Source organism: Mycobacterium sp. JS623, assembly GCF_000328565.1.
In the GTDB taxonomy this organism is placed as follows: Bacteria; Actinomycetota; Actinomycetes; order Mycobacteriales; family Mycobacteriaceae; genus Mycobacterium.
Genome location: NC_019966.1, coordinates 4,333,491 through 4,359,349, shown reverse-complemented (window position 1 = coordinate 4,359,349; position 25,859 = coordinate 4,333,491). Strand labels below are relative to the sequence as shown.

At 65.3% G+C, this 25,859-nt stretch carries 26 protein-coding genes and 2 tRNA genes; 16 read left to right on the top strand and 12 right to left on the bottom strand.

Features of this window, described 5'->3' with window-relative positions:
- Positions 1 to 16 precede the first annotated feature (16 nt).
- The 3 genes from MYCSM_RS21270 to bcp all read right to left on the bottom strand — a co-directional run bounded on the left by MYCSM_RS21270 (position 17) and on the right by bcp (position 1,626).
- Positions 17 to 391 (bottom strand): nuclear transport factor 2 family protein, encoded by a 375-nt coding sequence (locus tag MYCSM_RS21270; protein ID WP_015308232.1) that lies wholly within the window; start codon positions 389 to 391, stop codon positions 17 to 19.
- Between the two features lie 266 nt (positions 392 to 657).
- A complete protein-coding gene (locus tag MYCSM_RS21265) occupies positions 658 to 1,035 on the bottom strand; it encodes a nuclear transport factor 2 family protein (protein ID WP_015308231.1) in 378 nt (125 codons plus the stop codon).
- Positions 1,036 to 1,152: 117 nt separating this feature from the next.
- Positions 1,153 to 1,626 carry a thioredoxin-dependent thiol peroxidase gene (bcp, locus tag MYCSM_RS21260; RefSeq protein ID WP_015308230.1) on the bottom strand — a complete coding sequence of 158 codons (474 nt, stop codon included), beginning with the start codon at positions 1,624 to 1,626 and terminating at the stop codon, positions 1,153 to 1,155.
- A 96-nt stretch (positions 1,627 to 1,722) separates the two neighbouring features.
- Between bcp and MYCSM_RS21255 the strand changes: the two genes are divergently transcribed.
- The gene (locus tag MYCSM_RS21255; protein ID WP_015308229.1) at positions 1,723 to 1,950 is read left to right on the top strand and encodes a DUF3618 domain-containing protein; all 228 of its coding nucleotides are present in this window, start codon (positions 1,723 to 1,725) and stop codon (positions 1,948 to 1,950) included.
- A gap of 4 nt (positions 1,951 to 1,954) precedes the next feature.
- Here MYCSM_RS21255 and MYCSM_RS37875 read toward each other — a convergent pair whose 3' ends face one another.
- A complete protein-coding gene (locus MYCSM_RS37875; protein WP_015308228.1) occupies positions 1,955 to 2,125 on the bottom strand; it encodes a hypothetical protein in 171 nt (56 codons plus the stop codon).
- Between the two features lie 342 nt (positions 2,126 to 2,467).
- On the opposite strand from MYCSM_RS37875, the gene MYCSM_RS21250 reads away from it, so the two are divergent.
- A complete protein-coding gene (locus MYCSM_RS21250) occupies positions 2,468 to 2,734 on the top strand; it encodes a hypothetical protein (RefSeq protein ID WP_232425649.1) in 267 nt (88 codons plus the stop codon).
- 1 nt (position 2,735) lies between these two features.
- Here MYCSM_RS21250 and MYCSM_RS21245 read toward each other — a convergent pair.
- A tRNA-Lys gene (locus MYCSM_RS21245) sits at positions 2,736 to 2,808 on the bottom strand.
- Positions 2,809 to 2,967: 159 nt separating this feature from the next.
- Between MYCSM_RS21245 and MYCSM_RS21240 the strand changes: the two genes are divergently transcribed.
- Positions 2,968 to 4,197, top strand: coding sequence for a L,D-transpeptidase (locus tag MYCSM_RS21240; protein ID WP_015308227.1), 1,230 nt, complete (start codon positions 2,968 to 2,970; stop codon positions 4,195 to 4,197).
- A 4-nt stretch (positions 4,198 to 4,201) separates the two neighbouring features.
- Here the strand turns inward: MYCSM_RS21240 and MYCSM_RS21235 are convergent, their stop codons facing one another.
- The 4 genes from MYCSM_RS21235 to orn form a co-directional block, all read right to left on the bottom strand.
- A complete protein-coding gene (locus MYCSM_RS21235; RefSeq protein ID WP_015308226.1) occupies positions 4,202 to 4,573 on the bottom strand; it encodes a DUF5073 family protein in 372 nt (123 codons plus the stop codon).
- Complete coding sequence (locus MYCSM_RS21230; RefSeq protein WP_015308225.1) at positions 4,573 to 5,364, bottom strand: heavy metal-binding domain-containing protein; 792 nt, start codon at positions 5,362 to 5,364, stop codon at positions 4,573 to 4,575. Before MYCSM_RS21230 ends, MYCSM_RS21235 begins: the two co-directional genes overlap by 1 nt.
- 285 nt (positions 5,365 to 5,649) lie before the next feature.
- A tRNA-His gene (locus tag MYCSM_RS21225) sits at positions 5,650 to 5,722 on the bottom strand.
- Positions 5,723 to 5,757: 35 nt separating this feature from the next.
- Positions 5,758 to 6,405 (bottom strand): oligoribonuclease, encoded by a 648-nt coding sequence (gene orn, locus MYCSM_RS21220; protein ID WP_015308224.1) that lies wholly within the window; start codon positions 6,403 to 6,405, stop codon positions 5,758 to 5,760.
- 80 nt (positions 6,406 to 6,485) lie between these two features.
- On the opposite strand from orn, the gene MYCSM_RS21215 reads away from it, so the two are divergent.
- On the top strand, positions 6,486 to 8,072 hold the full coding sequence (locus MYCSM_RS21215; RefSeq protein WP_015308223.1) for a helicase HerA-like domain-containing protein: 1,587 nt from the start codon (positions 6,486 to 6,488) through the stop codon (positions 8,070 to 8,072).
- Here MYCSM_RS21215 and cmrA read toward each other — a convergent pair.
- Complete coding sequence (cmrA, locus tag MYCSM_RS21210; RefSeq protein ID WP_015308222.1) at positions 8,069 to 8,875, bottom strand: mycolate reductase; 807 nt, start codon at positions 8,873 to 8,875, stop codon at positions 8,069 to 8,071. The genes MYCSM_RS21215 and cmrA overlap by 4 nt on opposite strands.
- A 23-nt stretch (positions 8,876 to 8,898) precedes the next feature.
- Here cmrA and MYCSM_RS21205 point away from each other — a divergent pair, with 23 nt between their 5' ends.
- Positions 8,899 to 10,143: an MFS transporter gene (locus tag MYCSM_RS21205; protein ID WP_015308221.1), complete on the top strand. Its 1,245-nt coding sequence runs from the start codon at positions 8,899 to 8,901 to the stop codon at positions 10,141 to 10,143.
- Here the strand turns inward: MYCSM_RS21205 and MYCSM_RS21200 are convergent.
- Positions 10,140 to 10,889, bottom strand: coding sequence for an MmpS family transport accessory protein (locus MYCSM_RS21200; RefSeq protein ID WP_015308220.1), 750 nt, complete (start codon positions 10,887 to 10,889; stop codon positions 10,140 to 10,142). The two genes, MYCSM_RS21205 and MYCSM_RS21200, sit on opposite strands and share 4 nt — an antisense overlap.
- 161 nt (positions 10,890 to 11,050) lie before the next feature.
- Here MYCSM_RS21200 and MYCSM_RS21195 point away from each other — a divergent pair, with 161 nt between their 5' ends.
- The 5 genes from MYCSM_RS21195 (at position 11,051) to MYCSM_RS36745 (ending at position 17,843) form a co-directional block, all read left to right on the top strand.
- Positions 11,051 to 13,660, top strand: coding sequence for a carboxylate--amine ligase/circularly permuted type 2 ATP-grasp protein (locus tag MYCSM_RS21195; RefSeq protein WP_015308219.1), 2,610 nt, complete (start codon positions 11,051 to 11,053; stop codon positions 13,658 to 13,660).
- Positions 13,661 to 13,675: 15 nt separating this feature from the next.
- Positions 13,676 to 15,460, top strand: a complete 1,785-nt coding sequence (locus MYCSM_RS21190; RefSeq protein ID WP_015308218.1) for an N-acetylglutaminylglutamine amidotransferase — start codon at positions 13,676 to 13,678, stop codon at positions 15,458 to 15,460.
- 40 nt (positions 15,461 to 15,500) lie between these two features.
- On the top strand, positions 15,501 to 17,342 hold the full coding sequence (locus tag MYCSM_RS21185) for an alpha/beta hydrolase family protein (protein ID WP_015308217.1): 1,842 nt from the start codon (positions 15,501 to 15,503) through the stop codon (positions 17,340 to 17,342).
- Positions 17,343 to 17,438: 96 nt separating this feature from the next.
- Positions 17,439 to 17,648: a hypothetical protein gene (locus tag MYCSM_RS21180; protein ID WP_015308216.1), complete on the top strand. Its 210-nt coding sequence runs from the start codon at positions 17,439 to 17,441 to the stop codon at positions 17,646 to 17,648.
- Between the two features lie 39 nt (positions 17,649 to 17,687).
- Positions 17,688 to 17,843 (top strand): DUF6131 family protein, encoded by a 156-nt coding sequence (locus tag MYCSM_RS36745; protein ID WP_015308215.1) that lies wholly within the window; start codon positions 17,688 to 17,690, stop codon positions 17,841 to 17,843.
- Here MYCSM_RS36745 and MYCSM_RS21175 read toward each other — a convergent pair.
- Positions 17,840 to 18,457, bottom strand: coding sequence for an SACE_7040 family transcriptional regulator (locus MYCSM_RS21175; RefSeq protein ID WP_015308214.1), 618 nt, complete (start codon positions 18,455 to 18,457; stop codon positions 17,840 to 17,842). The genes MYCSM_RS36745 and MYCSM_RS21175 overlap by 4 nt on opposite strands.
- Before the next feature lie 83 nt (positions 18,458 to 18,540).
- Between MYCSM_RS21175 and MYCSM_RS21170 the strand changes: the two genes are divergently transcribed.
- From MYCSM_RS21170 to pdhA, 6 genes are all read left to right on the top strand, one after another.
- A complete protein-coding gene (locus MYCSM_RS21170; RefSeq protein WP_015308213.1) occupies positions 18,541 to 20,094 on the top strand; it encodes a carboxyl transferase domain-containing protein in 1,554 nt (517 codons plus the stop codon).
- A gap of 2 nt (positions 20,095 to 20,096) precedes the next feature.
- Positions 20,097 to 22,082: an acetyl/propionyl/methylcrotonyl-CoA carboxylase subunit alpha gene (locus MYCSM_RS21165; protein WP_015308212.1), complete on the top strand. Its 1,986-nt coding sequence runs from the start codon at positions 20,097 to 20,099 to the stop codon at positions 22,080 to 22,082.
- Complete coding sequence (locus MYCSM_RS21160; RefSeq protein ID WP_015308211.1) at positions 22,075 to 23,235, top strand: acyl-CoA dehydrogenase family protein; 1,161 nt, start codon at positions 22,075 to 22,077, stop codon at positions 23,233 to 23,235. The genes MYCSM_RS21165 and MYCSM_RS21160 overlap by 8 nt, the downstream gene beginning before the upstream one ends.
- On the top strand, positions 23,232 to 23,714 hold the full coding sequence (locus MYCSM_RS21155) for a MaoC family dehydratase (RefSeq protein ID WP_015308210.1): 483 nt from the start codon (positions 23,232 to 23,234) through the stop codon (positions 23,712 to 23,714). The genes MYCSM_RS21160 and MYCSM_RS21155 overlap by 4 nt, the downstream gene beginning before the upstream one ends.
- Complete coding sequence (locus MYCSM_RS21150) at positions 23,715 to 24,533, top strand: HpcH/HpaI aldolase/citrate lyase family protein (RefSeq protein ID WP_015308209.1); 819 nt, start codon at positions 23,715 to 23,717, stop codon at positions 24,531 to 24,533. It begins immediately after the preceding gene.
- A gap of 236 nt (positions 24,534 to 24,769) precedes the next feature.
- Positions 24,770 to 25,858, top strand: coding sequence for a pyruvate dehydrogenase (acetyl-transferring) E1 component subunit alpha (pdhA, locus tag MYCSM_RS21145; RefSeq protein WP_015308208.1), 1,089 nt, complete (start codon positions 24,770 to 24,772; stop codon positions 25,856 to 25,858).
- The last annotated feature ends 1 nt before the right edge of the window (position 25,859 follow it).

The window sequence follows — 25,859 nt, the reverse complement described above, 5'->3', positions numbered from 1 at the left end:
CATCAGTCATCAGGCATCAAATGAAGGTGCTAGTGATGGCCGTTTCGAAGTAGTCCCGCCATGTTGCGATCTTGCCGTCGGCGACGTCGAAGACACCCATGATTGGCACCGATAGCGTGGCACCGTCCTTTCGGCGTAGCACATCGGTACGTTCATGCATCACGACACCGTCCCCGCTGACCTGCCGATGCACGATGAAGTCAATGCCGTCGAGCCTCGCCAAGAACTCGGCAATAAACGCTCTGATGGCGTCTCGGCCCTCAATCGGGTCCGTCGGTGGGAAATTGCGGTACACCGCGTCTTCGCTGAAGCAGCTGGCGATTTCGTCGGGATCTGGCTTGGACCACAGTGCGCAGAATCTTGTGACTACTTCGTCGGGTGAGCGCATCATGCCTATTCAGAACGCTCCGGCGCGGCTTGTTAATCCACATGCCGATCACGAACACAACAACCTCGTCGCCTAACGGCTCTACCGCGGCATGAACATTCCGTAGGGAACGGGGTGTCGTGGATGGCCGCTACACACAAAAGCGTGTTGCGCCAATGATGAACGGACACAGACTGTTACGAGCGCGCTCGTAAACGTGCACACCCACTCTGCTGCTAGATTGACAACTCGCGCGGCTTGGCCATGTGTCCCGTCGCCCCTGACGCTGACTAGGCGGACGACAACTTCGGATTGAGGAAGACGTACAGTGCCGTGATCTTGCTCTCGCGAACAACGACAACGTCGAGCCCGGTGTATTCAGGTGGCTCACCTTTAGGGCCCGAGCCCCATGCCAGTATTCCGGCGTTGTGTAGAGCCTGCGGCTCTCCATGGGGCGTGTAGACAAAACTGGGGTGAGTCGCACGCAGTTCTCCCGCGAATTTGTCCAATGCGTCGTGTCCAGCGAGGACGCCGTCCGGGACGTAGAGCGCGCAGTCGTCTGTGTAGAACTCTTCGATGGCGGCATGCCGGCGGGCTGGATCGCCCTCCCCGAAGACCTCCTGAAGGTTTCGATAGAGAAGTTCAGTAATTCGCGCAGTCGCAGTCATATTCGCGTCGTCCTTCGTCAAGGTGTCAGCCTGTCTGGCGCCTTCGGAGATGCTAAACGGACTGCGGTCCTATTTCATTCCCCTTCGGTCGAATCAATCGGCGGCCGGCGCGGCGGCTCAAACGGACAGGTCGCGCCGTAGCTTGGCGACGTGACCCGTCGCGCGCACGTTGTACTGCGCCTCGGCGATCTTGCCCTGCTCGTCGACGACGAACGTCGAGCGGATGACGCCCTGAACTGTCTTGCCGTACATAGTCTTTTCGCCGTAGGCGCCCCACGCCTCGAGCACCCTGCGGTCCGGATCGGACAACAGCGGAAACGTCAGCTTCTGATCGTCGCGAAACTTGGCGAGCTTGGCGGGCTTGTCGGGTGAGATGCCGATGACATCCAGTCCGGCGCCGTTGAGTTCGCTCAGACTGTCTCGGAAGTCGCAGGCCTGCTTGGTGCATCCCGGCGTCGATGCGGCGGGGTAGAAGTACACGATGACCCGGCGGCCCTTGTAGTCGGAAAGCTTGATGGTGTTGCCGTCGGCGTCGGGCAGGCTGAACGTGGGGGCTTTGTCGCCCACCTCGAGACGCGGGGTCTGCGGCATGCGGAAGGGTCCCTTCTTCGACCGGTGCGCTTCGATGAGCGCGAGCTCAACTAGGGTAGATCGGCAAGGCAGCGCACACGGGCTTGGAGGCAACAAGTGGCGGACCGCGATCCCGACACCATCAAGCGGGACATCGATCAGGCGCGCGATCAGTTGGCCGCGACTGTCGACACCCTCGCAGTGCGTGCCAATCCGCAGAGAATCGCCAACGACATCAAGGCCGGCGTGGTCCGGTTCTTGAAGAAGCCTGCTGTCGCGGCCTCGCTGGCAGGCGTCGGCGCCGTCGTTGTGGTTGTTGTCGTTCGCCGCGTCCGGCGGCGCTGACGGGCTAGCGCCGGTGCGCAGAGCGGAACAGGTCGGCGAACCAGAAGCTGGGCGGGTTGGCGACCCGGCCGAGGCGGTTGCAGGTGTACACCATGACGGGCAGTTGCCCGGTTACGTCGTCGGCAGAAGCTGTGCCGGACGCACCCGTGGTGAGTGGTGCGTCTATGGTGGACATCAGCTAAGACCTCGTTCCGTGGGACCCGTGGCGTCACGAGCCATGTAATTCGCTGTAGCTAACTAGAGGCTAGCACCAAGCCCCCTGGTTATGCAGCGTAAATCGCAGTGAAGTGATCTGACCGTTACCAGGAACAATGAGTGTCGATCTCGCCGCATAGGTGAACTCATGTGAGCAGTAGCACATTCAACACCTCGCTAACAGAGGATATGCATAATTTGTCGGTGACGTTAATAGGCTACTGCGGCATCGTTGCCATCGCAAGCGATGGCGGGTGCGTGCCGCGATTTGCTGAATCTGGCCGGGCGCGCGCGTAGCTCGGGTTGATGGGATGATGCCGACGTGATCGATGACCCCGACACAGCGCAGGCACGGGAGCTTCTTCAATCGCTCCACGCGCACGTCGACGCAATCTCCAAGAAGGTCGAATCGGCCGAAATCCGCACGCGTCGAGTGCAGGGTCACGCTGCCGTGGTTGCCCGGCGCCGGGTGGCCAGCCTGCGTCATGAGCTCTACGAGGCGCACCGCCTGATCGACGGATTACATCGACGCTTCCCGGACGCGCGGCCCCGCCGAATAGCCGGGCGGCGTTCCGATTGTTCGCGCTGAGTGCGCCGTCAGGGTTTCGAACCCCGGACCCGCTGATTAAGAGTCAGCTGCTCTACCAACTGAGCTAACGGCGCTGCGTGTGCGACAATAACAGGCCTCGCGGCAAGGGTGAAATCACGACCGCTCGCCGCCGCTGGGAGCGACGCTGCAGTTGCGCCCCCAGCTAAATCTGCCCTTAGACTATTGCCAAGAATCCTCAGTGTGTCGGTCATGGTGGTGAAGTGGAGCAAAGAATGGGGCAGGTCAAGCGGGCGGCCCGTCCGGGTCGTATGCGTGCCTGGCTCGTCGCCGCGGCAGTGATTCCGGGCTTGGTCCTGGGGCTAGGCGCCTGCAGCAGCAGTCAACCCACCCCGCCGCAGCAGCCCAAGGTCATCACCGACAAGGGCACGCCCTACGGCGATCTGCTGGTGCCCAAGCTCGCCGCGTCGGTCAAGGATGGCGCGGTCGGCGTGAGCGTCGAATCGCCCGTCACAGTCAGCGCCGAGGACGGCGTGCTTGGCGCCGTCACGATGGTCAACGCCGAGGACGGCACCCCGGTCGCTGGGCGGCTCAGCCCCGACGGCCTGGTGTGGTCGACGACCGATCCGCTTGGCTACAACGAGCGCTACACGCTCAGCGCGCAGGCGCTGGGCCTCGGCGGGGTCACCAGTCAGCAGATGACGTTCCAGACGCATTCACCGGCGAACCTGACGATGGCCTACGTGCTGCCGAACGACGGCGAGGTGGTCGGCGTCGGGCAACCGGTGGCGGTGCAGTTCGATGAGAACATCACCGACCGGTTGGCCGCGCAGAAGGCGATCAAGATCACGACGAACCCTTCCGTCGAAGGCGCGTTCTACTGGCTGAACAACCGCGAAGTGCGTTGGCGCCCAGCGCAATACTGGAAGCCGGGCACCACGGTCGATGTTGCGGTGAACATCTATGGTGCCGATCTCGGCGACGGGCTTTTCGGTCAGGAGAACGTCAAGACGCGCTTCACGATCGGCGATGAGGTGATCGCGACCGCCGATGACAACACGAAGATCGTGACGGTCCGGCGCAACGGTGAAGTCATCAAGACCATGCCTACGTCGATGGGCAAGGACAGCACCCCGACCAACCACGGCGTCTACATCGTCGGCGCCCGGTTCACGCACATCGTCATGGATTCGTCGACCTATGGCGTGCCGGTCAACTCGCCCAACGGCTATCGAACCGATGTGGACTGGGCGACGCAGATCAGCTACAGCGGCATCTTCGTGCATTCCGCGCCGTGGTCGGTGGGCAGCCAGGGCTACAGCAATACCAGCCACGGCTGCCTCAACGTGAGCCCGAGCAACGCTGTCTGGTTCTACAACAACACCAAGCGCGGCGACATCGTCGAGGTCGTCAACACGGTCGGTTCGACGTTGCCAGGCACCGATGGCCTTGGCGACTGGAACATTCCGTGGGAGCAATGGAAAGCGGGCAACGCCAGCACCTGAGCCGTTAGAGGCCGGCGCTGAGCGCTTCGAGAGCAGCGTCGATATTCGGCAGGACGGTTGCTCCATAGCGGGCGGCAATCTGGCCCAGCGCGCGCGCAATGTGCGGGCCTACCTCAGCGGCGGCAAGTGTGTCCTCGGCGATGACGATGCCGTGGACCAGGTGCGCTGCGCGCAAACGGCCATCCTGTGTGACCTCGTAGCGCCAGTCACCAATCTGAGTGCGTTCGGGCTCTCGCCGCAACAGGCCCCGCTTCACGGGGTGGTGGACCACTCCGGGCACTCCATCAAACACCTTGACCACCAAGGAAACTCCGCCGGGTCCGGCGAGTGCGGAAGTGATCGTGGTGCTTACACGCTCGGAATCGAAAGCAGTCATCACCCGCTCATCGGCAGCACGAACGACGGCGCGATCGTTTCCCCATTGCCGGTGCGGCGCACAGCGGTGCCGGCCACGTAGAACTCGACGGTGTGATGGCCCCACGCGTAATTCGACACGGCGAAATGCACGCCAACGACGCCATCTGCGCCGTCGCGTTCGGCCTCGGCTTGCATGCGAGACATCGCGAGTTCACGCGACTGGTAGCTGCCCTGCGTCCACTGGGGCATTTCCACGTTGCGGCCGACCTGACGCAGGGACTGCATAAGACCTTGCACGGCAACGTGAAAGACACAGTTGCCCATGACGAAGGCGACCGGTGTGTATCCACTACGCAGTAGTGTGGCCATGTCCTGACCGGAGAGATGACTGCTGAAGGCTTGTCCAGTGGCGCGCCGATACGCGCCGGGTTTGGCGGTATATCGCACGGCGGTTCCGACAGCGATGAACTCGAGATGCTCGCCCTCCCCGACGTGGCGCCATTCGAGCCGGACACCGACGACGCCATCGGCGCCAAGCGCGTCGGCCTCGGCTTGCATGCGCCCCAATGCATTCCAGCGGGCGCGGTATGTCGCCTCGGTGAGGACGGTCAACTCCGCTTGCTGCTTGAGGTTGGTGAACTGAAAGCCGACGTGGTAGACCGACGCGCCCATGACGAGTTCGATCGGTTCAAACCCGGCGCCGCGCAGGAGCGCGAACTCGTTGATTGACAAGTCCGACGTGAACAGCTTGCCCGCGTGAGACAACCGTTCGTTGGCAACTGGGTCAATCGGGTTCGGGCCAGGCTGCATCGCAAATACCCTTCTGTGTCGGTGACAGCGTATGGCGAGGCAGACATCGACCGATCGGCAGAGCGCTTGTTGACAGCAACTTCGCAGGTTCGAGAACGTCTTTGCTGCGCTCCGGTTCCATTCTCGATTGAGCTCTGAGCAGAACGGGCAAAAGCAGAACCATCAATCAGTTTGGCGGGTTGCGCGCACAACCGCGCCCCCGCGGTAGTGCTTAAGCCCGAAAGGCTCGCGAGGGCCTGGCCAAAGAAAAGGTCAGAGGACGCATTTGCCCTCTGACCCGTTCGGGGTGGCTGACGGGACTTGAACCCGCGACCCCCAGGATCACAACCTGGTGCTCTACCAACTGAACTACAGCCACCATTGCCGCATCACGCATGTGCGGCGTCGTCGATATTAGCCGCTGGGGCGCTCCGCAGCCGAATCGATATCGCCCGACTCGCCGTTCGGGGGGCCGAGTTCGGCGGCGATCTCCGCGATTTCGCTGGTCGACGGGCCCGGCGCGGGTACGAACGCCGTGCGGCGGTAGTACTGCAACTCGCGAATGGACTCGTGGATATCGGCCAGCGCCCGATGTGCCAGGCCCTTCTCCGGCTGGCCGAAGTAGATGCGCGGATACCAGCGCCGGCACAACTCCTTGATCGAGCTGACGTCGATCATCCGGTAGTGCAGATAGTCGTCGAGCTTGGGCATGTCGCGGGCGATGAAGCCGCGGTCGGTGGCAATCGAGTTGCCCGCCAACGGAGCCGTCTTCGCCTGCTTGACATGGGTGCGGATGTAGTCGAGCACCTGTTCTTCGGCCGTGCCGAGGTCGACGGTCGACGCGCGGACTTCCTCGATCAGGCCCGAGCGCGTGTGCATATCGGTGACGACGGGAATCATCGACGACAACGCGGCATCCTCGGCGTGAATCACTACGTCGATGCCCTCACCGAGGATGTTGAGGTCGGCGTCGGTGACCAGCACCGCGATCTCGATGAGCCGGTCGGTCTTGAGGTCAAGGCCGGTCATCTCACAGTCGATCCATACCAGTTCGTCACGCACAGGGAAAACAGTAAGCCGTCGGGCGACAAGCAGCCGCCTACACCCACCCAGCGGGTCCGCCTCGCAGTAATGTTCCGGCCATGCCCACCGAGTCGACAGCCACCCCCGCTCAGCAGATCGCCGCAGGTTATGCCACCGAAGGGCCCGCGTTGGAATTGGGCGCCGTCGTCGTCGACGGGGTTTGCGACCCGACCGCGCAGGTCCGCATCCCGCTGGCCACCGTCAACCGCCATGGCCTGGTCGCAGGCGCCACCGGCACCGGCAAGACCAAGTCGCTGCAGGTGATCGCCGAACAACTGTCCGCGGCGGGCGTGCCCGTGGTGATGGCCGATATCAAGGGTGACCTGTCCGGCCTCTCACAGGCGGGGGAATCCAACGACAAGGTCCAGCAGCGCAGCAAGGACACCGGCGATTCGTGGACGCCGACGGCGTTCCCGGTGGAGTTCCTCTCGCTCGGCACTTCGGGCATCGGTGTGCCGGTCCGCGCGACGATGACCAGCTTCGGGCCGATCCTGTTATCAAAAGTGTTGGGGCTCAACCCAACTCAGGAGTCCACCCTGGGCCTGATCTTTCACTGGGCCGACCAGAAGGGCCTAGCGCTGCTCGACCTCAAGGACTTGCGCGCGGTCATCCAATTCCTCACCAGCGATGAGGGCAAGGAAGAGCTCAAGGCGATCGGCGCGGTTTCCGCCGCGACGGCAGGCGTGATCCTGCGGGCGCTGATCAACCTGGAGGCCGAGGGCGCGGACACGTTCTTCGGCGAGCCGGAGCTCGAGCCCAGTGACCTGATGCGCACCGACACGCAGGGCCGCGGCGTCATCACGCTGCTGGAGCTCGGCGATCAGGCTGCCCGCCCGGTGATGTTCTCGACCTTCCTGATGTGGGTGCTTGCCGATCTGTTCACCGCGCTGCCCGAGGTCGGTGACGTCGACAAGCCCAAGCTGGTGTTCATGTTCGACGAGGCGCATTTGCTGTTCACCGACGCGTCCAAGGCGTTCCTCGAGCAGGTCGAGCAGACCGTGAAGCTGATCCGGTCGAAGGGTGTTGGCGTGTTCTTCTGCACGCAACTGCCCACCGACGTCCCCAACGACGTGCTCAGTCAGCTCGGCGCGCGTATCCAGCACGCGTTGCGCGCGTTCACACCTGACGATCAGAAGGCGCTCACCAAGACGGTGCGCACCTACCCGAAGACCGACGTGTACGACCTGGAGAAGGCGCTGACTTCGCTTGGTATCGGCGAGGCGATCGTGACGGTGCTCTCGGAAAAGGGCGCGCCGACGCCGGTGGCGTGGACGCGGATGCGCTCGCCGCGTTCGCTGATGGGTGCGATCGGCAACGACGCGATCGCTGCGGCCGCGAAAGCCAGTCCGCTGCAAGCGAAATACGGCCAGACGATCGACCCGCAATCGGCCTACGAGATCTTGCAGAACAAGGTCGCACCACCGCCCGCGGGCGCTCCCGTCGACGCCCCGCCACCGCCCGCCGGGGAACCGCCGGCCCCCGCCAGCGCCGAGGGTGAGGCCAAGAGTCGCGACGGAGTTGAGGGCAGCATGGTGCAAGAGGTCATCCAGAGCACGGCGTTCAAGAGCTTCTTGCGGTCGGCGGCGACGGTGGCTGGCCGCGAGATCACGCGCAGCATTTTCGGCACCGGCCGTCGACGCCGCTAGCCGCCGCCGAGTTTCTTGTAGACCGCGCCGACGATCGGCGTCACGATGGCTCGCGGTGTGTAGCCCGACGCCACTGACATCGCCTTCGACGTCACGCCCGGCACGACCCGCATCTTGTTGCGCTCCAAGCCATCCAGGGAAATCTTGGCCGTGTACTCCGTGGAGATCCACAGGAAATCGGGGATCAGCTTCTCGACGAGCGACTGCTCTGTCTCCGCGGGCAGCGTCTCGCGCACCGGCCCCGGCGCCAGCAGCGTGACGTGCACACCGTCCTTCTTGAGCTCGCCCCGCAGCGACTCGCTGAACGTATTCGCGAACGCCTTGGTGGCGGCGTAGGTCGCGTTGTTCGGAATCGGCGAATTCCCTGCCGCTGAACCGGAAATCAGGATACCGCCGGCCTTACCCGAAACCATGCCGGGGAGCACGGCGAGTGCAAGGTCATGTACGCCAAGAACATTCAGCTGCACCTGCGCCTTCTCCGCGTCGGCGTCCAGCGAGGCGACCGGGCCGAACGTCGCGGTGCCCGCGTTGGCGCACAGGATCGAGATGTCGCGCGCGGCAAGTTCGTCGCACAGCTTGGCGCGCTCGGCAGGGTCGGCGAGATCAACCGGACGCACCTCCACCGTCACCCCGTATTGCCGGGTGATCCGGTCCGCCAGCGCGCGCAGCACTTCCTCGCGGCGCGCCGTGATGATGAGGTGGTGTCCGCGGGCTGCCAGCTCGATGGCCAGGGCTTCGCCGATGTTCTGCGAGGCGCCGGTCACAACGGCACGGGCATCCGCGCTAGGAGCGGGTACTGGCATGGGCCGGACTATATCGTTCGAACATGAGCCGGTTGCGCGTGCTGGCGTGGGCACTGTGGGACTGCGGCTCCACCGGCGTCAGCGCGATCGTCGTGACCTTCGTCTTCTCCGTCTACCTGACCCGCTCCGTCGGAGACGATCTTCCCAGCGACACCAGCCCGGCCAGCTTGCTCGGCTGGGCCCTGTTCTTCTCCGGTGCCACCGTCGCCGTGCTCGCACCTGCCATTGGGGCTTGGGTCGACGCGCCGCACCGACGGCGACAGACGCTGGGCGTGCTCACCGCGATGGTCGTCCTGCTGACAGCAGCGATGAGCCTGATCCGAGACGACGCCCGCTACCTGTTGGCCGGCCTGCTACTGCTGGGGTTCACCGCGGCATGCAACGACTTGGCCAGCGTCCCGTACAACGCGATGCTGCGACAACTGACGACGTCGGAGACCTACGGAAAGGTGTCCGGATTCGGTTGGGCCGCAGGCTATCTCGGCACGATGGTGCTACTGGTCATCGTCTACGGCGGATTCATCAAAGGCGACGCCCCGAATGTTCCCGCAGCGATGCTCGTCACCGCCGGCTGGCTGGTCGTGTTCGCGCTACCGGTGCTCATCGTCCCGCCGCCGGCCGACCTCGAACCGCAGACCCGGTCGTCGACCGGCCTGCTCGGCGCCTATCGCAAGCTGTGGTCAGACTTGGTAGGCGAGTGGCGGCGGGATCGCAACGTCGTCTACTACCTGCTCGCCAGCGCCGTGTTCCGCGACGGACTGGCCGGCGTATTCACCTTCGGCGCGGTGCTCGGCGTCAACGTCTACGGCGTCTCGTCGGCCGATGTGCTGCTGTTCGGAATCGCCGCCAACCTGGTGGCCGCGGCAGGTGCGGTGCTCGGCGGCTTGCTCGACGACCGCGTCGGCTCGAAGGTCGTCATCCTCGGCGCGCTGGCGGCGATGATCGTCGTCGGTGTGACGCTGATGTCGTTGTCCGGCGCCGCGGCGTTTTGGGTGTGCGGACTGCTGCTGTGCCTATTCATCGGGCCGACGCAGGCCTCGGCACGCACGCTGTTGTTGCGGATGACCGCCGAAGGCAAAGAGGGCGTGGCGTTCGGCCTCTACACCATGACCGGGCGCGCGGTCGCGCCGCTGGCGCCGTTCATGTTCGCCACGTTCGTCGCAATCTTCGGCGCGGACCGGGCTGGCATCGCCGGCCTGATGCTGGTCTTGGCGACAGGCTTCCTTGCGATGCTTAGCGTGCGCGTGCCGCGACGGGCGGCGGTCTAGCCGGCCGCGGTGCAAATTGTCAGGCCTGCGCCGGTGCGCTGCTGCACTTGCACGCCGTTGACGGAGATCGAGCAGCTCACTTCGCGGCCGACGTTGATGATGCTGACGCTGGCGGAGTCCTTGGCCGGCTGACTCAACTGGACCTCCTTGCTCCACGGCAGCATCACGTTGAACTCGGTCTGCAACACCCCGCCGGTGTCGACATAGGTGATGTTGATGGCCCGACCGTCGCCGGACACGTTGTAGGCGACTGTTTCGGTGGCGCCCGGCGTGGCCGGCGTGGACGGACCCGTTGTCGACGGGATGCTCGGCAGCGTCGGCAACGGGAAGACGGGGATGGTCGGCCGCGGTGTCGTTGGCGTGGGCCTGGTCGACGTCGGCTCGGGCAGCGACGGCAGCGGCGCGACGACGGTCTCCTGCTTGGAGCTGTTCACGATCACCAGCGCGATCACCAGGCCGATCACCGTCAGGATCGACACGCCCGCGACTATCCACAGCCAGCGCGGTGACTTAGGGCCCTCGGGCTCGGGTGGGTGCGGCGGCTGACCTCCAGCGCCGTACTGCCCGGTGGCGTACGGGTCGTAGCCATACGGGGAGTAGGCGGGCAGCTGCTCGGTCGGTGCCGGAACGGCCGGTGCCTGATAGGTGGGGCCGTAGGGCGCCTGGCTCGCATACGCCGGATCGGTATATCCGGGATAGCTGCTACCGAAGGGTTCGGGCCCGTCGCGGCGCGGTGAATCGGTCATTCCCACCTCATGGCTGCAGGGTACCTGTGCAGCTCGTTGAACGGTTTTGGTCGCGACGGCCTATTCTGCCGAAAGAGCCAGCCGCGCCGGTTTACCGGTAGCAAGCAGGGTTAACACTGATGTAACTACGCGTCAATTACGGTGGCGAAGTGTGAGGCCTCATGCCGCGAACGATGGGTGTCGAGGAGGAGTTCCATCTCGTCGACCTCAAGACCAGACGGCTGACGGCCCGCGCGCCTGAGCTGCTCGGTGAGTTGTCCGACAGTTACGTCGCCGAGTTGCAGCGCTGCGTAATCGAAATGAACAGCGGCGTGGTCGATACCCTCGACGGGCTGCGCGCCGATCTCCAGGGCCACCGCAAGGTGCTTGTTGAAGCCGCCTCCAAACTCGGCATGGGCGTGGTCGCCGCCGGGGCGGTGCCGCTGTCGGTTCCCGCCGAAATTCAGGTCACGCAGACCGCCCGCTACCGGCAGATGCTCGCCGATTACCAGCTGCTGGCCCGCGAACAACTCATCTGCGGCACCCAGGTGCACGTCGGCGTTGCCGACCGCGACGAGTCGGTCGTCCTGGCCAACCGGGTGTCTGCGTATGTGCCGACACTGCTGGCGCTGTCCGCCAGTTCGCCATTTTGGTCCGACGGCTCCGACACCGGATATTCCAGCGTGCGAACCTTGGTGTGGCAGCGCTGGCCGACGACGGGGCTGGCCGCGCCCGTGTTCTCAGCCGCCGAATACGACAAACTCGTGGCAGAGCTGGTGGCAAGCGGAGCAATCACGGACGCCGGGATGGTGTACTTCGACGTGCGTCCGGCCGTCGCCGCTCCCACGCTGGAACTGCGTGTGTGCGACAGCTGCCCGTCCGTGGACACCATCGTGCTGATCGCGGGGCTGTTCCGGGCTTTGGTCGAACGCGAGGCGGAGGGGCTCCGGGCGGGCGTCCCCGCCGTCGAGGTTTCGCCGCCGCTGGGCCGCGCGGCGCTGTGGCGGGCGGCGCGCTCGGGTCTGGAGGGCAAGCTGGTCGACATCGACGGTCCGGTCAGTCGACCCGCCGGAGACGTCGTCACCGAACTCGTTCGGTCGCTGCGTCCGCAACTGGAGGCGGCAGGAGACTGGCAGATGCTCGTCGAGCTGACCCGGCAGGTGCTTTTCGCTGGCACGTCGGCGGCTCGTCAGCGACGGGCTTTGCGTCGCCGCGGCCGGCTAACCGACGTTGTCGACCAGCTGATCGCCGAAACCGCGGGCACCGGGCCGAACACGACGGCCGTAATCGAAGACCCCACACTGCTGTTCGGCTACCAACCCGACCGCGAGCAGGATCCAGCCGACAGGGCCGCCGCGGTCAGCTACGACGAGGCCGTCGAACCCACCGGGCGGCCCCGGCCCCGCTACGAAAAGATCCTGCATGCCGTCGCCGACCTCGGGGTCGCGGTGTTGCGATCCCGAGAGGGCGACATTGAGCAGGACCAGCGCGCCGAGAGCATCACGTTCAGAGTCAGCGGCCAGAACCGCGCCCAGGTGTTCCCGCTCGACCTGATGCCGAGGTTGGTCGCTGCCGACGAGTGGGCAGAACTCACCGCGGGTCTGGGTCAGCGAGCCAAGGCGCTCAACGCGTTCCTGCGTGACATCTACTCCGAGCAGGCCATCGTCGCCGACGGTGTCATCGGGATGCACACGCTGGACCGCGCACCCGGATTCCGTTCGACGGGCCGGCTGTCGCGCGACCTGGTCCGCGCCCACATCAGCGGCACCGACCTGGTTTGCGACAGGGCCGGCAACTGGATGGTGCTCGAAGACAACCTTCGTATCCCCTCCGGCACCGCATACGCGATCGCGAACCGGCGGCTGCTCACCAAGCACCTGCCCGAACTGGAGCGGCCCGCCGAGCTCGGCGACGTGGACCAGGTGCCGTCGATGCTGCTGGAGACCTTGCGCGCCGCGGCGCCGCCGCAGGCCGGGATCGAGCCGTCGGTGGCGCTGTTGTCCTCTGGCTGGGAAGACTCTGCCTGGTTCGAGCACACTTTCCTGGCCGAAGAGCTGGGCATCGCGCTTGTGCAGACCTCGGATCTGTCGGTCCGCGACGGGAAACTGTTCCGCCACTTTGGTTCTGACGTTCACCCTGTCGACGTGCTGTACGTCCGGATGGACGAGGACATGCTGCTGTCGTCCACCGGATACGACGCCAGCGCGTTGCGGCCCGGTGTTCTCGAGGCGGTCACCAACGGGACGCTGACCATCGCCAACGCGCTGGGCAACGGCGTCGCCGACGACAAGGCCATCTACGCCTACGTGCCGACGATGATCCAGTATTACCTAGGCGAAACACCGGCGCTGGCCCAAGTGCCGACCTGGATCTGTGCCGAACGGACCCAGCGCGACTACGTGCTGGACAACCTCGCCGACCTCGTGGTCAAGCCGATCGACGGGCACGGTGGCACCGGCGTGGTGATCGGGCCGGAGGCCTCCGGTGAGGCACTCGAAGTCCGCCGGCGTGAACTGCAGAACCAGCCCGAACGCTACATAGCGCAGGAGACCGTGGCGTTGTCCACCCACCCGACATTCGACGGCGAGGGGATGTATCCGCATCACGTCGACCTGCGGGCGTTCGTGCACCTGCGGCCGGGGTCCGACGATACGGTTACGGCACACGTCATGCCCGCGGGGCTGACCCGGGTGGCGGCGCGCGGATCTCGCATCGTGAACTCATCCTCGGGCGGCGGCAGCAAGGACACCTGGATCTTGACTGGTGGCCAACACGACCAAGCGGCGCCGTAGGGAACGGAAGGCAACATGTGCGGCATCTGCGGAGAAATCCGCTTCGACGGACGGTCTGCTGACGTGGCGGCGGTGACTCGGATGACCGGTGCCATGGTCTCGCGCGGCCCCGATTTCGACGGCGTCTTGGCGCACGGACCCGTCGCGCTCGGACACCGACGACTGTCGATCATCGACCTGTCCGCCCGCGGCGCCCAGCCAATGGTGGACAGCGGCCTCGGGCTGACCTTGGTCTTCAACGGCTGTATCTACAACTACAGGGATCTGCGCAACGAATTGGAAGCCACTGGCTACCAATTCTTTTCGAGTTCTGATAGCGAAGTGGTGATAAAGGCGTTCCACCGGTGGGGGACCGACTGCGTCGATCACTTCAAGGGCATGTTCGCATTCGCGATCGCCGAGCGCGAAACCGGCGTCGTTACACTCGCGCGCGATCGGCTCGGCATCAAGCCGCTGTATGTGGCCGAAACGCCGGGACGGCTGCGTTTCGCCTCGACCGTGCGCGCCCTGCTCGACGCCGGCGACGTCGACACGGAGCTCGACCGGCACGCGCTGCACCACTACATGAGCTTTCACTCGGTGGTGCCTGCTCCGCGCACCATCTATCGCGGCGTGCGAAAGGTGCCGCCGGCGACCGTACGGGTGATCCACCCGGATGGCACACAGTCAGACACCGTCTATTGGAGACCGGTTTTCGAGCGCGACCCGGCGCGGGTGTCCTGGACCCCGCGCGACTGGCAGGAGGCGCTGATGGACGCGCTGCGCACGGCGGTGGAACGGCGGATGGTCGCCGACGTTCCGGTCGGCGTCCTGCTGTCCGGCGGCATCGACTCGTCGATCGTGGTAGCGCTGCTGGCCGAGCATGGCCAGCACGGTCTGGCCACCTATTCCATAGGATTCGACTCGGTGGGGGACGAGTCCGGGGACGAGTATTTCTACTCCGACCTGATTGCAACGACTTTCGATACCGACCACCACCGCATTCATATCGACAACTCGCGGCTGCTGCCTGCGGTACCGAAAACCATTGCAGCGATGAGTGAACCGATGGTCAGTCACGACTGCGTCGCGTTTTATCTCCTGTCACAGGAGGTGAGCAAGTCGGTCAAGGTGGTGCAGTCCGGCCAGGGCGCCGACGAGATCCTGGCCGGCTACGACTGGTACCCGCCCCTGGCCAACGTGGCCCGCGATCAGACCTCCGAGGCGTACGCGAAGGTATTCTTCGACCGCGGCCACTCCGACGTGCTGGCAATTTATGCTCCAGAGTTCGCGATTGCCGACGAAGACCCGAGTCGGCAGTTCGTCATGACACACCAGTTCGCGCCGGGCGCCGAGACCGCGGTGGACGCAGCGCTGCGGATCGACACCCAAGTGATGCTTGTCGACGACCCCGTCAAGCGGGTGGACAACATGACGATGGCGTGGGGCCTGGAGGCCCGGGTGCCGTTCCTCGACCACGACTTCGTCGAGCTGGCTGCCAGCTGTCCGGCCGAGCTGAAGCTGGCATCGGGCGGCAAGGGTGTGCTTAAGGACGCGTCGCGGGCGCTGCTGCCCGCCGAGGTGATCGACCGTACCAAGGGATACTTCCCGGTCCCCGGCATCCGGCACTTGCACGGCGACGTGCTGGACATGGTCCGCGACGCGCTGACCAACAACGCCGCCCGGACCCGCGGTCTGTATCGCAGGGAAACCGTCGACGCGCTGCTCGCCGCCCCGAACGACACGCGTACGACGCTCGGCGCCAACGCGCTCTGGCAACTTGCCGTGCTCGAAATGTGGTTGCAGAGTATGGAAAATTAGTCTCGTGGGAGCGCAGGTCCGTCGGGTCTACGGAGCATCGATGTCGCCGGACGCGACCGCATTCGCCCACCTTGTCGACGACGGCGGCTTCCCGCGAGCCGTGCAGCGGTTCTTGCGCGGTTGGCGGGCGAGTTCGTCGCGCGACGTCGAGTTGCCCGTCGAGGGCGCCGTCACCCGCGTGCTGCATTCCGCCGACGGCCACTGGCTGGCATGCGAGGTCGCACCCGACGGTGCCACCCGAAGCCAGATCTGGGTAGTGACAACCGATCCCGACGACCGCGACGCACGTCGCATCGACCGCTGGCCCGCCGGAATGCAGGAAGGCACCGCTGAGCTGATCGCTTGGGACGGAACACAAGTCGCCGCGATCCTCACCGGCGAAGACGGCATCGGCAGCTCATGTCTGATCGATCCGGCTGACGGCAGCACCGTCGTGCTCGACCGCCGCTCGGGCGGCAGGCTGGTCGACGCGTGGGCGGGCGCGTCGCTGGTGCGGGTCGGCCCGCGCGGCTACCGCGATCTGATCATGCTTCGCGGCCTGACCGAAATCGCTTTGCTGCCATATGATCCCGGATCGACCACCGATGCAGGGATCATTCTCGACGACCACCACCCGCGCCGACTGCGGGCGGGGCTGGAGGGTGAACTCACCGAGCTCTACCACCCGGCCAAGACCTACGGAGTCAACAGCGCAGAAGGATATGTGCGTGCCTTGATCCGCAGCGAGAACGGCGCCGAGCACGCCCGGCTGCTGGAGGTCACCGCGATCCCCGACGGCGTGTCCTATCAGGTGCTTGCCGAGAGGCCTGGATACGAACTCGACGATTTCACCGTCAGTGACGATCTGTCGACGGTCGCGATGTTATGGAACATCAACGGCGCCAGCGAATTACAGATCCTCGAGCTCGCGGACAACACGCTGCACGAGCCGATTCCACTGCCCGGCATGGTGGCCAGCGAGTTGAGCATCAGCGCCGGCGGGTCGATGCTCGCGATGACGGTGGAGGGCCCGTCGATGCCGCCGACGGTCGAGCTGGTCGACCCGCGCACCCGCGAATGGGAGCCTGTGGACAGGGAGCCAAGCAGCGGGCCCGTCGCCGCCGACCCGACGCTCGAGGTCATGACCGCGCGCGACGGGCTGGAGTTCAGCGGTTGGTTGTTCCGCCCACCGGATGGCATCGATCCGATCGGCGCGATGATCTTCCTGCACGGCGGCCCGGAAGGGCAGGGCAGGCCCGGCTACAACGAGTTCTTCCCGCCGCTGTTGGAATTGGGCATCGCCGTGTTTCTTCCGAACGTGCGCGGTTCCGGTGGATTCGGCCGGGCGTTCATGCACGCCGACGACAAGGAGCGGCGCTTCGCGGCCATCGACGACGTCGCCGACGCGACACGCTATCTCATCGAGTCCGGCGTCGCCCCCGGTGATCGCATCGCCTGCTGCGGGTGGTCGTACGGCGGATACCTCACCCAGGCGGCACTCACCTTTCATCCCGACCTGTTTGCCGCCGGAATCAGCATCTGCGGGATGAGCGACTTGAACACCTGGTACCGCACCACCGAACCGTGGATCGCCGCAGCCGCCCACTCGAAGTACGGCCATCCGGTCGGCGACCGCGACCTGCTCGACCGCTTGTCGCCACTGCTGCGCGCGCACGCGTTGACCGCGCCGCTTCTGCTCGTGCATGGCCTGAACGACACCAATGTTCCGCCCACCGAATCGCAGCAAATGTACGACGCGTTGCGTGCGCTTGGCCGCAGCGCCGAACTGCTCGTCTTCGACGACGACGGTCACGAGATCGTCCGACGCGAGAACCGCTCTGTGCTGGTCAGGGCCATGAGCGGCTGGCTCACCGCGGCGTTCGCGCCCGCCCGGATTTCGTGATCAATCCGTAGCTGGTCGAAGGTTTGGACAAATTGTCCGCCGGGTAAACCGCTGCTGCGCGCCAGAGTTGGTGCAATACACGGATGGAGGCGGAGCATGCGAGGTGGCGGAATTCTCGGCGTCATCGTGCTCGTGTGGTTGCTGATCGGGGTGCTCGCCGCTTACCAACGCGATTACTTCAGAAATTCTGAAAACAATTGCGCGACAGCGGGGACCATTGCCCTCACGGTTGTCGTCGGTCCTTTGAACTATGCAGGGGTCAATCCGAAGGTGACGAACTGCAACCTGCCCGAGCCAAGCCAGTAATCAACTGGCAGTTAATAATTCAAAGAAATGGAGTAAGCCATGATTGTTCTGGGAGCTATTCTGCTCATCCTCGGGCTGCTGTTCGGGATGTCGGTCCTGACCTATATCGGCGTTGTGTTGATTGTCATCGGCGCGGTGTTCTGGATCCTCGGATCCGTCGGACGGCCCGTCGGCGGCAGGAGAGTCTGGTACTAACGCCCGGCACTACCGGCCGAGGTCAGCGCCGCAACCGTCATTGCCCGTAAGACGGAACGCGAGCTGGCCTCGGCCGCTTTTGCGCCACCGGGTTTCACGCTGTGTGGTGTGGAATTCAACAACCCGAATGTCGCGTGCGCCATCAGCCGGGCGTCGGCCTCGCTGAGTGTGTCGTCCAACCGCCGGAGCACGTCGACCCAGATCTCGACGTACTGCCGCTGGGCCTTACGCACCTGCCGCTTGGCCGACGGTGGCAGGTGACCCAAATCGCGATCCTGAATGCGGATCAGATCTGACTCTCCGAGCGCAAAATCCAAGTGGAAGTCGATGAGCCCCTCCAACGCATCCGCAGAGTCGGCGGCCTTTTCGACAACGGCCGTGGCACCGGCCAGGAGCCGGGTGCTGATGCCGACCAGCAGCTCAACGAGCAACGCCTCCTTGTTGGGGAAGTGTCGGTAGATCGCAGGGCCGCTCACGCCCGCGGCTGCGCCGATGTCCTCGAGGCGCACGGCGAGATAACCCCGTTCGGCGACGAGGCGTTCGGCCGCGGCGATCAGTTGGCTGCGACGATCGGATTTCGCCCGGCCGCGCCGCGTGGTCGCAGGTGCCGCCATCTGGACCCCCCGTGGACAACTCGGTTAATCGTGACTAACATACCATGAGTTAGTCGTCATTAACTCAAACGAACGGGTCCTGAATGAGGACATCGCAGCGTACTTACCGCGACGAGCACCTCGCACTGGTCGACCAGTTGCGCACCAAGCTGGCGACAGCCGCGCTGGGTGGTTCCGAGCGCGCCCGCGAGCGTCACGTCAGCCGCGGCAAGCTGCTACCCCGCGACCGGGTGGACGGTCTGCTCGACCCCGGTAGCCCCTTCCTCGAATTGGCACCGCTTGCCGCCGACGGCATTTACGACGACGAATGCCCCGGCGCCGGAATGATTGCGGGCATCGGCCGAGTCTCAGGCCGAGAATGCATGATCGTGGCCAACGACGCGACCGTGAAGGGCGGCACGTACTACCCGATCACCGTCAAGAAACACCTGCGCGCGCAGGAGATCGCCGGCCAGAACCGGCTGCCGTGCATCTACCTCGTCGACTCGGGCGGCGCCTTTCTGCCACGCCAGGACGAGGTGTTTCCCGACCGCGAGCACTTCGGCCGCATCTTCTACAACCAGGCGAACCTGAGCGCGGAGGGCATCCCGCAGATCGCGGCGGTGCTCGGCTCGTGCACTGCGGGCGGGGCCTATGTGCCTGCGATGAGCGATGAGGCCGTGATCGTGCGCAACCAGGGCACCATCTTCTTGGGTGGCCCGCCGCTGGTCAAAGCCGCCACCGGCGAGGTCGTCACGGCCGAGGAACTCGGCGGCGGTGATCTGCACTCCAAAACATCCGGTGTCACAGACCATTTGGCGCACGACGACCGCGATGCGCTGCGGATCGTGCGGCGCATCGTCGCGACGCTCGGACCACGGACCGAGCTGCCATGGGACGTGCTGGCGTCGGTCGACCCGGTCGCCGACCAGACCGAGCTCTATGACGTCGTGCCCGTCGATCCGCGGGTGCCATATGACGTGCACGAGGTCATCACCCGGATCGTCGACGGCGGCGAGTTCGCCGAATTCAAGACCGAATACGGCAGCACGCTGGTCACCGGCTTCGCGCACATCCATGGTCACCCCGTGGGCATCGTCGCCAACAACGGTGTGCTGTTCAGCGAATCCGCCTTGAAGGGTGCACATTTCATCGAGTTGTGTGACAAGCGGAACACGCCGTTGCTGTTTCTGCAGAACATCTCGGGCTTCATGGTCGGCCGTGACTATGAGGCTGGCGGCATCGCCAAAAACGGCGCCAAAATGGTGACCGCAGTCGCCTGTGCACGGGTACCGAAGCTGACTGTCGTCATCGGTGGCTCGTACGGTGCGGGCAACTACTCGATGTGCGGGCGAGCGTATTCGCCTCGCTTCCTGTGGATGTGGCCCAACGCGCGGATTTCGGTGATGGGTGGTGAACAGGCCGCCTCGGTGCTCGCGACGGTACGTGGCGAGATGACCGCCGAAGAGGAAGAGAAGTTCAAGGCGCCGATCCGTCAGCAGTACGAAGACCAGGGCAACCCCTACTATTCGACGGCCAGATTGTGGGACGACGGCGTGATCGACCCTGCCGACACCAGAACCGTTCTGGGGCTGGCGCTTTCGATCGTCGGGCGGGCGCCGCTGGAGTCGGTCTCCTACGGCGTGTTCAGGATGTGATGATGAATATCCACACCGTTCTGGTTGCCAACCGTGGCGAGATCGCGGTGCGGGTCATCCGCACGCTGCGCGCGATGGGGATTCGTTCGGTCGCGGTGTTCAGCGACGCCGACGCTGGCGCACGCCATGTCGCTGAGGCGGACGTCGCGGTGAACATCGGGCCCGCGCCTGCGCGGCAGAGCTACCTCAACATCGAAGCCGTGGTCGAGGCCGCGCAGCGCACCGGCGCGCAGGCCGTCCATCCCGGCTACGGATTTCTCTCGGAGAACGCGCAATTCGCTGGCGCGCTGCAAGCCGCGCGCATCGTGTTCATCGGGCCGCCGGCCGCGGCGATCCAGACGATGGGCGACAAGATCACCGCCAAGGCCGCGGTGTCCGCGTTCGGCGTGCCGGTCGTGCCCGGCGTATCCCGCCCCGGATTGACGGACGCCGACTTGGTCGCGGGCGCCGATGAGGTTGGCTATCCCGTGCTGGTCAAACCGTCGGCCGGCGGCGGCGGTAAGGGCATGCGGGTGGTGCACCAGCCTTCGGAGTTGGGTGCGGCGCTGGCCAGCGCACGGCGCGAGGCGGCGTCGGCGTTCGGCGATGACACGCTGTTTCTCGAGCGGTTTGTGTTGAACCCCAGACACATCGAGGTACAGGTGCTCGCCGACGGCTACGGCAACGTCGTGCACTTCGGTGAACGTGAGTGCAGCCTGCAACGGCGCCATCAGAAGGTCATCGAGGAGGCGCCGTCGCCGCTGCTCGACCCGCCGACCCGGGCACGGATCGGCGCAGCCGCGTGCGACACCGCCCGAAGTGTCGAGTACACCGGTGCAGGCACCGTCGAGTTCATCGTGTCCGCCGACCGGCCCGACGAGTTCTTCTTCATGGAGATGAACACCCGCCTTCAGGTCGAGCACCCAGTCACGGAGATGGTCACCGGCGTCGACCTGGTCGAGCTTCAGGTCCGCATCGCGGCGGGGGAGAAGCTGCCGATCACGCAGGACGAGATCGCGATGCACGGCCACGCGATCGAGGCGCGAGTGTACGCGGAGGACCCCGCGCGCGGCTTCCTGCCAACCGGCGGCGACGTGCTGGACCTCGCCGAGCCCGAGGGGCCCGGTGTCCGTGTGGATTCCGGCCTTGCGGCGGGAATGGTCATCGGCAGTGAGTACGACCCGATGCTGGCCAAGGTCATCGCGCACGCCGCTGACCGGTCCGCAGCGCTTCGTGCTCTCGACCGCGCATTGGCGGACACCGCGGTGCTCGGCGTCACCACCAACATCGATTTCCTGCGGTTCCTACTCGCCGATGCCGACGTCGCGGCTGGGCGCCTCGATACGGGGCTGCTGGACCGCCGCACCTCGGACTACGCCGCGCCCGAGCACGGCGACGACGAGTTGATCGCCGCGGCGGCCTACAAGTGGCTGCGCTTGTGGCCGACTCCGGTAAGCGATCTTTGGGAGGTGCCCTCGGGCTGGCGCGTGGGGCAGCGGGCGCCGACGATCTTTCGGCTGCACGCCGGTGAGCGCACCGATCACGTCTATCTGACCGGCACACCGAACGCGGGCACCGTGCGGGTAGAAGATGGCGAAATACGTTCGCTCACTGCGTCTCTGGATGATGATCGACTCATCGTCACGCTTGACGGCTTGCGCACCGACTACCTCGTGGCGGCGACAGATGGCCAGATCTGGCTATCGGGCAGCGGTCGCACCGCGATGCTCGAGGAAGTCCGCGAAGCACCGGTGCGGCCGGACGACGAGCACAGCGGCGACGCCGAGTTGACCAGCCCGATGCCCGGATCCGTTGTGGCCGTAGGTGTCGGAGACGGCCAAAGCGTGGCGGCAGGTACCGTCGTCGTCACCGTCGAGGCCATGAAGATGGAGCACGCACTGTCCGCGCCGGTCGACGGCGCCGTTGAACTACTCGTCGGTGTCGGCGACCAGGTCAAGGTGGGCCAGCCGTTGGCCCGCATAATCGCGAGAGAAGAAGCCAATGACTGACTTTTTGGCAACCGGGCTGCTGCCGGATCACTACGAACAGCTCGCCAAGACGGTGCGCGACTTCGCCAACAGTGTGGTCGCACCCGTCGCCGCCAAACACGACGAGGAGCATTCCTTCCCATACGAAGTGGTCTCCGGGATGGCCGACATGGGCTTGTTCGGTCTGCCGTTCCCCGAGGAGTACGGCGGTATGGGCGGCGACTACTTCGCGCTGTGCCTTGCGCTCGAGGAACTCGGCAAGGTCGACCAGAGCGTGGCGATCACGCTGGAGGCGGGCGTATCTCTGGGCGCGATGCCGGTGTACCGCTTCGGCGACGAAGAGCAGAAGCAGGAATGGTTGCCGCTGTTGGCAAGTGGCAAGGCACTCGGCGCATTCGGGTTGACTGAGGCGGGCGGCGGCACCGATGCGGGCGCTACCAAGACCACGGCCAAGCTGGACGACGGGCATTGGGTTATCAACGGGTCCAAGCAGTTCATCACGAACTCGGGTACCGACATCACCAAACTGGTGACCGTCACCGCCGTCACGGGCGATGCCGGTGGCCGCAAGGAGATTTCGTCGATCCTGGTGCCCGTTCCCACCGAGGGGTTCACCGCCGAGCCCGCGTACAACAAGGTCGGCTGGAACGCCTCGGACACCCACCCGCTGTCGTTCGACGACGTCCGGGTGCCCGCCGAGAATCTGCTCGGTGAGCGTGGCCGCGGCTACGCCAACTTCCTGCGCATCCTCGACGAGGGCCGTATCGCCATCGCGGCGTTGTCGGTCGGCGCCGCACAGGGCTGCGTCGACGAATGCGTGAAGTACGCGAAGGAGCGCGAGGCGTTCGGCGCGGCGATCGGCACTTATCAGGCCATCGCGTTCAAGATCGCTCGCATGGAGGCGCGCGCGCATGCCGCGCGCACCGCCTACTACGACGCGGCCGCACTCATGTTGGCGGGCAAGCCGTTCAAGAAAGCCGCGGCGATCGCAAAGCTGGTGGCCAGCGAGGCCGCGATGGACAATGCCCGCGACGCCACCCAGGTGTTCGGCGGCTACGGGTTCATGAACGAGTACGCCGTCGCGCGTCACTACCGAGACAGCAAGATCCTCGAGATCGGCGAGGGGACAACGGAAGTGCAACTGATGCTGATCGCGCGCGAGGCGGGTCTGTGACAGACAAACGAATCGTCGTCCAGCGCGGGCTGTGGTTCGAGGAATTCGAGACCGGTGTGTTGTATCAGCACCGACCCGGTCGCACCATCACCGAGGCCGACAACGTGCTGTTCACCACGCTCACGATGAACACCCAGGCGCTGCATCTCGACGCCGCGTTCTCCGATGCGTTGCCGCCGTTCAACCAGCGCCTGGTGAATTCGATGTTCACGCTGTCGACGCTGGTCGGGTTGTCGGTGGCGCAGCTGACGCAGGGCACGATCGTGGGCAACTTGGGCTTCGGTGAGGTCACGTTCCCCAAGCCGCTGTTCCATGGGGACACGCTGTACGCCGAGACTGAGGTGACCGACAAGCGGGAGTCCAAGAGCCGTCCCGGCGAAGGCATCGTGACGTTCGCCCACACCGGCCGCAATCAGCATGGCGATATTGTGGCGACCGCATCGCGCAAGACCATGGTGCGCAAGAAGCCGGAGGAGTAAATGGCGCTGACGCAGACCGGGCCGGCGTGGTTGTTCTGCCCGGCCGACCGGCCAGCGCGATTCGAAAAGGCCGCCGCGGCAGCCGATGTGGTGATCCTCGACCTCGAGGACGGTGTTGCGGCCAAGGATCGGGAGGCGGCTCGCAAGGCGTTGATCGAAACGCCGCTTGACCCCGAGCGCACCGTCGTGCGCATCAACCCGAGCGCCACCGCCGACCATCAACTCGACCTCGAAGCGCTGAAGAGCACGTCGTACTCCACCGTCATGCTCGCAAAGACCGAAGACCCGCAGCAGATTCGCGACCTCGCGCCACTGGATGTGGTGGTGTTGATCGAGACGCCGTTAGGCGCGCTGGCGGTCAACGAACTCGCCCGGATGGAAAACTCGCTGGCATTGATGTGGGGTGCCGAAGACCTCTTCGCAGTGCTCGGTGGTACTGCCAACCGGTATCCGGACGGCAGCTACCGCGAGGTAGCCCGGCACGTGCGGTCGCAGACGCTGCTCGCCGCCAAGGCATTCGGACGGATGGCGCTGGACTCGGTGTACCTCGACATCAAGGACCTCGACGGCCTTGCCGCGGAGGTCGACGATGCGGTGGCCGTCGGGTTCGACGCCAAGGTGGCGATTCACCCGTCGCAAGTGGCGGCCATACGCGCCGGCTACGCGCCGACCGACGAGCAGGTCGACTGGGCGCGCGCGGTCCTCGCCCGGGCAGCAGCCGAGCGGGGCGTGTTCCAGCATGACGGCTTGATGGTCGATGCCCCCGTGCTACGGCGGGCGGAACGGATCGTCGCGCTCGCGCCGCACGACGCTGACTAGTACCGACGCGACACGTCCCGCCGCGGGCACGCGTTGAGCGGGCGCGATCGGTGTTCGAGCGCATAATGGGAATTGCCCCAGTGTTGGGGCGAGCAGAGCGCATGGTCTGATCCGCTCCACACCCCGGTAGCTGTCAGACAGCCCCTCACCAGGGATTTTGCTCTGACCGCCTCCGCGCTGAGCACCTCACGGTCTAACGGCGAAACATGCCGCGACTGGGACCTGAAGGAGGCGGTATGGCTCTGTCTGCGGATGCTGCGAGCGTCGATCTCGCGCCGATCCGGCTGGTGGACCCCGACGGGTCACCGACAGCCGAAGATCGCTACAGCCGCGATCTACCCCCAGAAACACTGAGCTGGCTCTACGAGCTGATGGTCGTCACTCGCGGCCTCGACAGCGAATTCATCAACCTGCAACGCCAGGGTGAGCTGGCGCTGTTCGCGTCGTGCCGCGGCCAGGAGGCCGCGCAAATCGGGGCGGCCGCGTGCCTGCGCAAAACCGACTGGCTGTTCCCCCAGTACCGCGAGATCGGTGCATTCCTGTTGCGCGGCATCACCCCAGCCCAGATGGGCGCCGTCTGGCGGGGCAAGTGGCACGGCGGGCTCGGCTTCACCGAGCGGTGCTGCGCGCCGATCTCCATCCCCATCGGCACCCACGGGCTGCACGCAGTCGGGGCGGCGATGGGCGCCCAGCGGCTCGGCGAGGATTCCATCACGCTGGCCTTCCTCGGCGACGGCGCCACCAGCGAGGGCGACGCACACGAGGCACTGAACTTCGCGGCGGTCTTCAATGCGCCGTGCGTGTTCCTCGTCCAGAACAACGGCTGGGCCATCTCGGTGCCGGTCAGCCATCAGATGGCTGCCCCGTCGATCGCCCATAGGGCTATCGGCTATGGGATGCCAGGCATTCGTGTCGATGGCAATGACGTACTGGCGTGCTTCGCGGTGGTCGCTGAAGCCGCCCAGCGGGCCCGCGACGGCGGTGGACCAACGCTGATCGAAGCCATCACCTATCGGATGGGTCCGCACACCACGTCCGACGATCCGGCGCGCTACCGCTCCGAGGTGGAAGTCGCTCACTGGGCCGCCCTCGATCCGATCGACCGGTACCGCACCTATTTGCACGGCATCGGGGTGTGGACGGAGCGGCTGGAGGAACGCGTCGAAGCCAGATCGAAGCGAGTGCGGACCGAGTTGCGCGAATCAATGGTCGGCGCAGACGATTTCGATATCACCGAGATGTTCGACACGGTCTACCACGACATCACGCCCGACCTGATAAGGCAGCGAGAACAGCTGCGCGACGAGTTGGCGAAGGAGGCGTGAC